Source organism: Anaerophaga thermohalophila DSM 12881, assembly GCF_000191885.1.
GTDB lineage: Bacteria > Bacteroidota > Bacteroidia > Bacteroidales > Marinilabiliaceae > Anaerophaga > Anaerophaga thermohalophila.
Genome location: NZ_AEWI01000038.1, coordinates 1 through 13,438, shown reverse-complemented (window position 1 = coordinate 13,438; position 13,438 = coordinate 1). Strand labels below are relative to the sequence as shown.

Annotated in this window: 3 protein-coding genes; all 3 read right to left on the bottom strand. The window is 41.5% G+C overall.

Annotated features, from left to right (window positions below; all coding sequences use genetic code 11):
• Nucleotides 1–112: 112 nt before the first annotated feature.
• Complete coding sequence (locus tag ATH1_RS0111825; RefSeq protein ID WP_010421943.1) at nt 113–4,000, bottom strand: glycosyl hydrolase; 3,888 nt, start codon at nt 3,998–4,000, stop codon at nt 113–115.
• Between the two features lie 215 nt (nt 4,001–4,215).
• A complete protein-coding gene (locus tag ATH1_RS0111820; protein WP_162096787.1) occupies nt 4,216–7,275 on the bottom strand; it encodes a two-component regulator propeller domain-containing protein in 3,060 nt (1,019 codons plus the stop codon).
• Between the two features lie 1,049 nt (nt 7,276–8,324).
• Nucleotides 8,325–13,175 carry a PKD domain-containing protein gene (locus ATH1_RS20160; RefSeq protein WP_010421933.1) on the bottom strand — a complete coding sequence of 1,617 codons (4,851 nt, stop codon included), beginning with the start codon at nt 13,173–13,175 and terminating at the stop codon, nt 8,325–8,327.
• Between the last annotated feature and the right edge of the window lie 263 nt (nt 13,176–13,438).

The following is a 13,438-nucleotide window of genomic DNA, read 5'->3' as shown; positions in this document are numbered from 1 at the left end:
AACACAACAACGAGTTCGGCAACAAAGATGCTTTTTAGACCGGACTCATGAAATTAAAGGCTGCTGCCGGGTTCAGGCAGCAGCCTGATATTAAGAAAAGGAAAAAATACCCTTATTTCTTAAACAATTTGGTAGTCAGAATTTCACCGTCATGGGAGACCACGATCACATAGGTTCCTGCCGGCAAAACCCCTAATTCCATTTTAATCTGAGAATCGGTTGCGGATTGCTCATAAACCAATTGCCCCGACAAGCTTAAAACACGAATATTGTCAGCCCCATTTGTGCCACTCACATCAACAAATAATTCATTACTAAAAGGATTTGGCCAGACATTGATTTCTGTTGTATTATCCATTGGATTAAATAACCCGGCAATGACAGAACAACTGCCGGCGGTAAATGAAGCAATACGGTCGGCAGTATTGCGCTCTCCTCCGGCAGGATGACTATAAGTAAAATAGAAATACACTTCTTCTCCTTCCGAAACATTTAAAACTGCCGGAACATTTGGCTCAATTATATAGCCCGGATAAACATTATTCGGATTGGTTGTATAGTACAATAGAACAATATTATCGCCTGCACCCTCCAACTCCGGAACAAAAGTAAGCGTTACCTGATCGCCGTCTTCCTGAGCAATCCATGAAAAGTCACCACTCTCATCGGTTCCCTCACATACACCACCAGGGTTAGTACCACCATCAGGACTAACAACAATCATCAGATCATCCGTATCCGTAGCGCCTTCATTGTCAGTAACTGTCAGACGGAAAGTATAAGTGCCCTCTACAAGACCAGTGACCTCCGTTTGTACAGCATTTTCATCATCAATAACAGCCCCGTCGGGCCCGTCCACTTTGATCCAGTTGTAGGAAACAACAGTGCCATCTTCATCAGAACTGGCACTTCCATTGAGGGTAACAGAATTTCCGGGTAGTTGAAGAGATATGTCCCCTCCGGCATTGGCCACAGGTGCATGATTCCCGGTAAATTCGCCATCGAAAACAAAATTCATCTTACCCAGATTAAACCCACCGTTTTCAAATACCACACGGATTATTTGCTCACCCTGAGTTAATTGCACATTTTCTATGGTAAGCGAGGCCCATGTTCCCCAGCCGCCGGTTGCCGCAAGTTGTACATCAGGCGATACTTTCGTTCCATCCACACTAAAATGCAAGGGGCCACCACCGGATTCGGAAGCAAATCTGATTTCCACGTTATACGCGCCTGTCTGAGCCACATCGACGGAAAATTCGAGCCATTCACCAGCCTCTATCCAACCAACAGTAGCACCTTCATTGACTTCAGTTCCTGCATCCACGTATTCATCAGTTCTGAAAGTTCCCGCTTCATTCCAGGGGGTGACATCAGAATAGGTAATCCCCTGTCCAAGTCCCCCTTCAAATACATCATAATGTCCGGCCTCAATTTCGCCCGGAATAGCCCACGCTGAACCACCATAAGGCACCTGCGAACCAACCTGAACAGATACAACAGGAGATAATTCACTGACCCCGCCGTAAACAGCTTCGGCATGGAATGAAGGCATTCCCGCACTCAGATTCTGAATTTCAAGTTCATAAGGTTCAGCAGAAACAACGCCCTGACTCACATCATTCATAAAAAACTCCACCTGGTCCACTTCGCTTCCGGTAACATTTGCAGTCAGCATAACGGCTGCACCCACCGGCAATTCTGAATCTGAAGCCGACAGTTCAACTGAAAAACCGCCATCTCTGCTTGTTGCCATAGAGCGGGCAGGCACATTAAGAGCATATCCGTCGGAAAAAGAAACAGTTATTGGTTGAAGGGAATAATTGTGAGCCACATAGGTAATCGTTCCATCCTTATCGAAAGCTGCTGCAATTGGATAGTCGGGCAAAATATCGTTCCTAACCTGTCCCAGGCTGTTCATATTATGCAGCCAATGATAGGTTTGAGCATCAGAAATACCAAACTTCAGGTTGCGATCGGGATAAGCATTATAGAGTTGAAGCGCCTGTTCACTATCCAGAAACGAAAGAAATTCCCAGTAAACATCGTACCACAGATTATCGTTGGGAACATTGTTCAGCACATCGGTTTTGGCAGTCATATCGTTCCAAACCCGCTGTACATAATCAGGATGATGCCCAAGATAGAGAGAACCACCATGAATGGGGTATAACTCAATGCCATAGGAAGCAGCAATATCAGAAGTCCAGAAAGTTCCATTATCGTAACCGCCACCCCAGATACGGGCCACCATTTCGTGTGCATATCCGGGCCGGAACGAACGCTCGTAAACATCGAACCAATACTCTTCGATGGCAGATTGCTCGGTGGTGTAAAGATAGATTCCAAGGTCACGCAATTCATCATTTCCGGTAACACTTCCCCAGTGAATCAGTGCAGAATTGAACTGCATGGATTCTGAAGAAGATTCCTGATCGTTGCCAAACGGGAATGTGGCAAAGCCATTAGCCCAGCAATGTCCGGCAAAAGGACTGAAAGAGCGCAGAAACGGAAACATTTCATCCGTGCGATCCGGACTTGCAGCATCGCGCACCAACATATTTACCATATCGCCCCAATCATCGGCCCAGCCGGGAAAGAACTGTTCCATCGCTGCAGCAGCATGAATAAAATAACCCCAATGAAAATGATGGTCGTTCAGGTTCGTATCCTGACCATGGCCTGCGGGATATCCCAGAAGAGCATCCCACTGATCGTGATAATAAAACAGGAAAGCCACTTCCCCGTTTTCATAAGAGAGCCAATCTTCCAAACGCGCTTTCACCGTCAAAAGCAATTGATCCCTGGCCTCCACATGACCAATCTGATCGGCAATACGAGCCACCTGAATAAGTCGGTTCATAGCCTGGCCATCATTGTAAGAATCGGTCCAGGCGTTTAATGCCTCCGATTTCATGACATCTACTTTTGCAAACATCTCTGCCGGGCTGTAGCTGTCACTATATTGTCCCAAATCGGGTAACGTAGGTAAAATACCGCTAAAAGTATGCTCCACAACAAAATGATCTGAAGCCATCATCTTTAAATCTCCCCGTACGGTCTGATAGGAGTAGCCATTGGGTGAAGGCGAAGACGCTGCAAGGTTATCCCACTGATGGGGAAGCAATCCCTGCAATACAAACTGACCCGTCCCCTCCTTTACATCAGGAGTAACCGAATAAGTTGACAAAAGAGTGGAAGAAGCTTCCTGATAAGTCCATTCGACCTGAGTATTTGCCGGAAAAACAAAAGCATAAGGCTCATATTCATCGGCAACGATGTTGATATCCTGACCATCGGGCACTAAAACCATTGACCAGAAATCTTTTCCGTTAAGAGTAGAAGTATAGGCATCTCCGTTTTGGCTCCAGGAAGAACCCGCAGGAGCATAGACCACATAATTGGAGCCCCCAAAATTGTTTTCGATAAGCAATTTATTACCGTCCACTGAAACACCGGCAGGATTAAATCCGACAAAAACACTGGCTACATCAGAAGCCCCTTTGGTAAAATACACAAAAGGCATCCCCATCCCCATTTGGGCATTAAATTGATGAGTACCATCATTCCAGTTTAGCGTTACCGTCCAGTCGGAAAAGTCTGCAACATCAGATTTTCCAGAATTCAGGTTCTGAACACCAACAACGACGCCATCCACAGCGCTCATGGGTTCACGAAATTCATTAGGGGTGTCGCCCAACGGCCAGGTGTAGTTAATCACCAATCCGTTGTTCTCAGAGCGAAAAGAAAGTGGATAGTTAAACGCATTTCCACCATGATCTTCGAGCAGAAAATTTGACCACCAATTATTAGTGGAGACAGGCTTCGTTGCAGCATTTCCTGTTACATCAGGCGTTCCGGGAGGAGTACCGTTCCGGTTGGCTTCATCAACTCCCGGGAAAACACTAGAATAACTTCCGCTTCCCACCTGGATTCCCTGGGCTCCCAAATAAGAAGATAAAAGTAAAAACAAGAAAAATAAAAATGTAGAATTCTTCATAGGACATAAAGATATAAGTTTGAAATCTTACTTTTTGTAAGCTTTAAATCAAAACTACCCCCTAAATTTTTATTGACAATAATTAACAGATATACAAGGGCGCGACAAAGCCCCCTACACCAACCATACAGACAAGTATAAAGCGCTGTGGATGACAATGTAACAGCAGTGCGTGAATTAAGACTGAAACGGAGGCTGAGTCTGAGGTAAAGAGCTCAGAATCGTACTAAAAAGTCATTCAACGTAAGCGATGAGTCCAGGTTCATTTTTTTACGAATCCGATAGCGGCTCATTTCCACACTTTGAGAAGAAATGGCCATTTGAACAGCAATGTCTTTATTACTTTTCCCGCTTTTAATATAAGCACAAATAAGAAGATCCTTCTGACTAAGTCTTGGATAAGTTTTTGCCAAACGTTCTATATAACCACCATAAAGCAGATTTATATTATTCAAATACTCCTGCCTGGCTTCTAACTCATTGATTTCTCTTTCAATCTGGCCTAAAAAACGACCCACCGTTTTCTTAACCTCGGGGCGTGCCATTTGAAGTGCTTCAGCAATTTGGTCCCGTAAAGCCAGGAGACGTTCTTCTTTTTCTCTGATGAAAACCTTCACCGAGGCAAACTCTTTCTCTTTTTCTTTCAGTCTATTATCCAACTCATCGCGTTCATTTCTCAACAAATCCAGATTGTACAAATCATTCCGCTTTTGCAAACGTGCTTTTACCTTTTGTTCTTTAACCTTTGCAAAAACAAAAATCAATACCACAAGAAAAACCACAAAAATTGCCTTAAAACCCAGTCGTTTGTAAAATGGTTTAGCCAAATCGATAAAGACTCGTCTCTCTTTTCCTGTCCACTGACCATCACTATTTGAAGCCCTGACTTTAAAAACATAGCTTCCACCATCCATATTGGTGTAGGTGACCCTTCTGTTTCCGGCATGCACATCAATCCAATTCGGATCAAAACCATCAAGTTTGTATTGATATTCAATTTTATTTGACATTCTGAAATCCAAAGCAGCAAACTCAAAAGAAAAAGTATTCTCGTAAGGCCTCAATACTGCCACAAGCTGATTGTCATGTTCAATCAATGACCTTTCTTCATTGTTAACCTGAAAGTCTGTGATTACAATATTTGGTTCAAAGGGGCTATCCACCAATCCGGAAGGATTAAAAATATAAAAACCGTAATTGCTGCCAACAAGAATTTCTCCTGATGTAAGCGACCAGAAGTCATTCAACAACTCATTCTCCTGCATTCCCATCTCCACATTGATATGCCGAAACTGTCCATTTCGGGGGTCATACCTGGATAGACCATTGCTCGTACAAATCCAAAGATTTCCGGAAGAATCAGTATATAAATTCAGCACCTCATTTCTTAACAAACCAGAATGCTCATCAATAAACTCAAGGCTTCCGTCGTCCATATCCAAAAACGCCACCCCGCGTCCATATGTTCCTATAACCAACCGGTTGTTTATCACATCTTCTGAAAAGGAACTGATTGAAAAACCGGTTAACCTACTTCCGTCCACCAACTCATGGACAAATTCCTCCTTTTTATAATCATATCTATATACTCCATTCCCTGCACCAATCCACAGTTGGCCCTGCTTATCCTGATAAAAATCCCACACCGTATTGCCGACAAACCCCGCATTATCAAATGACCTGAAAAACACCTCATCGGTATTCCGTAACAAATCCTTTTCAGGAAGCATTCTAACACCTGCTCCCCATAATCCAAACCAAATATTTCCTCGGTTATCCTGAAAAATAGAATAAACACTCTTGTCTCCAAGATTTCCTTCTCCTTTTTTCAATGGAAAGAACTCTTTTTGCTTTAACTCTTCATCAAGCAGGTAAACTCCTTTATCTGTAGAAATCCAGATATCACCATCTTTATCCTGAAATAAAAACCGCACATTTAATGACAATGCATCTCTGCCGACAGAAACTGATAAAAATGTCTCGGTCTTCCTGTCAAACAAAATTACCCCTTCACCCAGAATCCCCAACAACAATTTATTATCAGATAATTCCAATGAAGTACTTATCACAGAGCTTTGCATTAATTTGTGACCATCAATTTTTACACGATAGGAATAAAAAGCATCAGATCCGGGATAAAACATATTAACACCTCCCCCATAAGTTCCCAGCCATATTACACCGGATATATCTTTAAAAATAGTCCACACAATGTTACAATTCAAACCTTGCTGGTGTCCTGAATCAGATACCAGGTTCGCTATCTCGCCGCTGGAAGTATTGTAACTATATACTCCACCCCCCATTGTACCAATCCACACAATATCATTCTCTATTAACAATGAAGTTATAGGCTTTTGAGTAAAAATTTCTGCCCCATCAGGCTTAAATGGATAAAATAATCCTGTGGACGGATTATATATATTAATCCCCCCATTCCATGTTCCAATCCATAAATTGCCGTCTTTGCCACGCGTTATACAAGAAATTAAATCATCGCTAAGCTGTCCCTTTTGATTGCCTGAAAAGTGACGAATAATCTTTTTCGTTTGCGGATGATATTCAACAAGTCCTGCATTTTCTGTCCCCAACCAGTAGTTCCCGGATTGATCGACATAAAAATCATTTACCATGGCATGGCCGGGAAGAATTTCTTCTCCGGGTAAGGTTTCGGGCTTAAGAAATTTTTCCTTTACCGGATCAAAGATTTTAATTCCTCCACCATAAAAACCGACCCATAAATTTGCATTGCTATCTTCATAAATGGTTCTTATGTTGTTCTCAACATTTAAGGTAGAATCGGGATTCAAATTGTAATAATGTGAAAAAATCCCGTTGGAAGGATTATATTTATTCAGCCCTAAATCAGTTCCGATCCATATAAACCCCTGAGAATCCTGAAAAATCACATTGATAGCATCCTGGGTAAGCCCATCAGAATCATCGGAAGAGTGAAAGGATTTTATATTATATCCGTCATAACGATTAAGCCCGTTATAGGTACCTATCCAAATAAAGCCATCATGATCCTGAAATATACAATTAACATGGTTTTGCGACAAGCCACTTCGGGTGGTCAAATAATCAAAACGAAAATGCTCATACTGAGAAACGCCAGTGGTTGGCAAAGCCAGGAAGGAAAAAAAGAATAAAAAAACAGGGAAAAAATTCTTATTTGTAAATGACCGAAAAGAAGATATGAGCATAAAAAAACAATAGCCAAAGAAATCAAAAACCTTGGTAAAGGTAGGATTGCAAAAAAATGAACTGCTCAATTTTATCATATCTGATGTAAGGGTGGATAATTCATAGTAAATGTAAATACAAAAGTTAAAAAATAAGAAAATATGTATTCATAAAAAACTCACCATCCGAATAACACAACCTCATCAAAACCTCACTTTATCGATTTAGAACAAAGATGTTAAAATCCAAATTCTTGCAAACAAGCAGCAGCGCTGAACGGCGATTCTCCACTCTTGAGGAATAAAAATAAATCCATTCAGGGATATATCCTGAGAACTAAGAATTACCAACAAACCACACATTTATCAACCGATTATAATTTAACTTAATGAGTGCGGTATAAAAAGCATATTTCCCAAAAAATCAAGACATTTTAAATTTTTGCACCGGAATGAACTCATTGCTAATGTGGATTCATCCGTATAAAATTTATTAAGGTCGGATGGAACTCGCATGCAAGAACTTATACATATTCTTATTGTGGCAAACTTTGCCATGCTCGTTTCATCAGTATAAAATTAGTCTAAGTTATTGGTCTGATGTAACTTGCATGAATGATTTTATACATGTTCTTTTGAGACAAACCTTGCCATGATCGTTTCATTAAAAAACAGAGCCTCAAAGATTCACAAAAGTCCTTACCTATTCAAAAGTAAGACTTTCATCAACGACACTAGTCTAAAAAGCATCTTTGTTGCTAAACCCATTGTTGGTTTAAATTTCTGGATCCTCATTAACAACAAGTTAACAGCACAAAAATTTAAAACACTTTGATTTTGCCAAAAATAAACTTTTTATACTACACTCATCAATCTTTTAAGGTTCTTTAAAAAGATATAAAACCGCTGCAAAAGATTTGCAGCGGTTTTATATCAGGGAAACCACTCACCTGAAGCACTAAACAGTATCTGTTCATAAGATACCATTTGCTGAGTTACGCTTACCTACAAAATACTTATTTACGAAAAGTAAACTCCGTTTTTGCCGGCTTCACAAACCTTGGAATCGGGACTTTTTGAACAGACACATGATATAAGTAAGTACCTTTCCTGACTTTACAGACAGATACTAACTACGTCTAAAATATAATTACTTTCTCCCCAAAGTTGTTATTCCCTGTATTCAACCAAAGAACATAAACTCCGCTGTTGAAATCGTACGGCACCTTATTAACTCCGGGAGTCAAAGAAACATTCTGATTAAACACCATTTGTCCTGAAATACCTATAATCCGAAGTATTCCGTTCACGGAAACATTCGTTTCAATAAAAGCACGTTCTCCATTTGAAAAGATATGTAACTCTTCAGCATTTTCGATTACAATACCGCTATATATATCATTAGAGACTTCGATTGAAACAACATCCGTTCCGATACTGCCGTTTTCATCTTCCACCTTAAGGTATATTTCATGTATTCCCAAAGGCAGTTCAACAGAAGGATTCACTCCGGTAGCAATTTCGGAGCCATTAAGCCACCATGAATACCCGGTGATGGCACCATCCGTACCAGTACTACCGGATCCGTCAAGCATAACAGTCTCCACACCATTATCATCAACATCCTCAACCACCAGATCATCTCCGGCATCGGCCACAGGAGGATTCACTACAACAACAGATGATGATCCTACCTCAAAAGAGAGCAGGCAATTTAATGTATTTTTTTCTCCAACAGGAGTATTGAAAGTATAAGAGAAGTAAATCACCTCTCCTTCTGAAGCCTGTATTTGGAATGGCTCATTAGGTGTTGCATTATTTGCCGGTACCGAAGGAAACTGGGTTTGATCGGTTGAATAAAACAAATACAACACAGAGTTCCCAATACCTTCACCGTTGGGGATAAAAGTAAGTGTAGGATTTGTTTTATCACTGGAAACCTCCACTGTAAAGTCATCCACACAGTCTGGAGTAAGAATCAGATTTCCTCCTCCAATTTCTTTCTCCACTTCCACAACCACCTCGTCAGAATCAGTTTTACCGTCATCATCAGTGATTGTCAATGTAAAGACATGGCGTCCGGGATTGAGCATTACCTGAGTATTGGGTGCTGTTGCAATTTCCCCGGTATAATCAGCCCACGAATATTCCACGATACTGCCATCGGGATCATAACTGCCGGAACCATCCAGTGATATCAGAACCGGAAGGTTCTCCTCCTGAACGGAAACACTTTGGTTGTCTCCTGCATCAGCCACAGGCATCCCTGCATCAACAACAGTTATGGTGACAATATCCATCGCCTGATCTCCATTACCATTCTCCACCACCAGCGTTATCGTATTGATGCCCATACTCAGATAATTTGTTACGTCAGGATTCACGCCAGTCCCAATTTCCTGACCATCCAACAACCAGGTATAGGAAACAATATTATTATCAGGGTCGGAGCTTCCGGAACCATCCAGTATAACGACATCAGCCACATCCACAGTTCGGTCATCGCCGGCATTGGCAATAAGGACATCCACATCACCTACAGTTATAACCACCTCATCGGTATCCATATTTCCCAGATCATCGGTTACTTCCAGAACCACAGTGTGAATACCGGGGCTCAAATCCACCGCGGTAGTCTGTCCAACAGCAAATTGCTGACCATTGACTGACCACACATAAGATTCAATATCACCTCCCATTGAAGAGCTTCCGGAACCATCGAGGTATACCTTGCTTCCGATGTTTACAATCTTATCGGCACCTGCATCAGCAAAAATTCTATCTTCTCCGAAAGTAACAGCACCATATCCGTTCCATTTCATTACCCGCACATAATCAACATACATTTTTGCAGGCATAGGGGCGGTAACCTGGGCATCAGAAGTAGCATCGGTAAAATTACCTCCAACTGCAAGATTCAGTATAAAATAGAACGGATTCTGAAAGGCTGAAAGTTCGCCATTAATAGGCTGTGGGCCGGTATACAAATCCACCTCGGCGCCATTGTCAATTGCAGTAAACCGAATTTCTGAAGGACTCCAGTACAAGCGATACGTCATAGGACGATCATTCATTGGATTATGCGAGAGAACATAAGGGTTGTTGTAATAAGGATCGAAAGCAATACTTGCAGCACCGGAAGGATTCTCCGGTGTCAATGCCTCTTCAGAGAACCAGATAAGATTGGCACCAACATATTCGTTTTCCGTAGCATCATCAAATCCATTAAAGGTTCTGGTTTCCTGCTTATGTCCCATTTCCATCATATCTATTTCACCGCAGGAAGGCCAGGACACCTCGTCATCGTTAATGCCCAGCAACCAGGCAGCAGGCCACAAGCCAATCTCCAAATCGGGGACCTGCATTCTTACTTCTATGATTCCATATTTAATGGCCACTTTATTTTTTGTATCCACTCTGCCTGAAGTAAAAGAACTGTTGCCCATAACTTCTTGACGAGCTTCCAGTACCAGAGCCACATTCCCGAGTTCACCCGGCATTTCGCCCGTAGAAACGTTTGAAGCATGATAATATTGCAGTTCCTGATTTCCCCAACCACACATTCCCTCTCCAAGATCACAACCATCACCTTCCACCAAATTCCAAATATCTTCATTCAACGTATCAAACTGATCTTCCCAAATGATCTCTCTCACTTGAACATCCACGCCATCGGTTTTCACGTTTCCCTTACTGTCAGTAGCTGTAAGTGTTATAGAATGAGTTCCTGTAGCAAGCTCTATTTCAGCAGTAACACCTGTTCCAAGCACAACCCCATTCTGACTCCATTGATAATCCACAATATCACCATAACTGGCAGACGCATCTAAAAGGACCAACTCTTTTCCGTCCTTATCTTCATCAATCACTTCCTGAGTGGAGCCTGCTTCCACATAAAAACCTTCAGAACCCGATATTACCTCACCTTTGCCATTCCATTTCATCACCTTAACATAATCCACATACATCTTGGCAGGGAAAGGTGCAGTAACCTGATCGTCTTCCACTACATCGGTAAAATTACCCCCGACAGCAAAATTCAAAATAAAATAAAAAGGTTTCTGAAATGTAGAAGCCAACTCAGGGGTACTCAACAATGGAATGTCGTCTGCGTAAAGTTCTGTTTCCACCCCATTGTCCACCACAGTATAAATTACTTTTGCTTCATTCCAGTACATACGATAAGTAACAAACCGACCGCTAAGGGGAGTGCCGGAAACATAGGGTTGATTAAACCAAGGGTCCCAAGCCATACTGGCAGCACATACAGCATTTTCACCGCTACAAGCAGCCTTGTCTTTCCAAATAAGATTGGCTCCCACATAGTTGTTTACATCTGCCCCGGCAAATCCCTGTCTTTCTTTCTCTGCCTGACTTTGCCCCATTTCCATCATATCCATCTCACCACAGGCAGGCCAACCAGCCGTTTCGTTATTAACGCCCAACAACCAAGCGGCCGGCCAAAGACCTGTCTTCAAATCAGGTACCATCATACGTACTTCAACCACTCCATATTTAATGGCAAGTTTGTTTTTAGTATCAATTTTTCCTGAAGTAAAAGAACTATTACCTATAGATTCCCGGCGTGCTTCCAGTACTAAAGCATTATTTCCTGATTCACCGGGAACAGGCGCTATATAAACATTGTCAGTATCGTAATACTCAAGCTCGAAATTCCCCCATCCACACATATTTTCACCAAACTCACAACCGTTACCGATGACAATATTCCAAACGTCAGAATTAAAAGAATCAAATTGTTCTTCCCAAATAACCTCTCCGATTTCTTCCGTGGGATTACCAACCCTGATGGTTATTTCATCGGTAGAAACCCTTCCGTCAGCATCAGTAATACTAAGAACAGCAGTATAAAAGCCGGTAGCCAAATTAACATCAGCTGTTTCAGTCGTAGCAACCACTTCACCATTGATACTCCATTCATACTCAGTAATCGGGCCAAAACTGGCACTACCATTCAATACCACCGTTTCACCATCAGCGACAATTTGATCATTCCCGGCGTTGGCAGAAAGTACATTTGCGTCAATAATTTCTCCTTTCCCATTCCATTTTCTCACATGAATATAATCCACATACATTTTTGCGGGTAACGGAGCTGTAACTCCTTCTGCGTCCGTGACATCAGTAAAATTACCTCCAACGGCAAGATTTAAAATAAAATAGAAAGGTTTAGTAAAGGCACCAGTTTCCCCGGACAATGGAAATGGTCCAGTATATAAATCATTTTCTATACCATCATCTACTACGGTTAACCGAATATTAGAATCATCCCAGTATAAACGATACTTAACAAACCGATCATTCAATGGTTCCAATTCAGGCACATAAGGTTGATTGTAATAATGGTCTGATGCAATACTTGCAGCTCCCAAAGGATTTTCAGAACTTACAGCATCTTCTGAATACCAAATTAAATTAGCACCTACATATTCGTTCACTGTAACGTCACCATGCCCATTCTCAGAACGGGCAGCCAATTTTTGTCCCATCTCCATCATATCTATTTCACCACAATAGGGCCATCCGTCAGAATCATGGGTGGTTCCCAAAAGCCAGGCAGCGGGCCAAAGACCCAGATTCAGGTCAGGAACTTTCATCCTTACCTCAATCATCCCATATCTTACAGCCAACTTTTCTTTCGTTTCAATCCTCCCGGATGTAAAGGAACTTGATCCCATCGCCTCATTGCGGGCTTCAATCACCAAAGCATTGTTTCCAGGCTCACCAGGAATTTCCTCAATATATACATTATCTGTTTTGTAATACTGAAGTTCCTGATTTCCCCAACCACACATTCCCTCACCCAAATCACAACCGTCCCCCGTTACAATCGTCCACCGGTCGATGTTCAATTCATCAAAATTTTCCTGCCAGATAAACTCTCCTACCTGTGACTTTACCGTGGTAAAAAGAAACGATAACAGGAAAAACATGCAGAATTTTTTCATAAATTTTTCTACCTTTTTCATAATTAATAATTATTTATTCCAGTATTGGATATTGCTAACAAACCAGTTTTTAACCTTAACCCATCTTGAAAAGATACAATCGCAAATACCTCATTCATTACAATTGTAAAAAGTAAAAAATTCTCATTAACTTTATTCAAACAAAATTGTATTCAACAACCAAAACTACTTTATGAATACTCATTGACAATTTTTAACAGTCATACTCTAACACAACAAGCCCCCCTACAAAACCCATACAAAACACATTAAAGACCGACAAA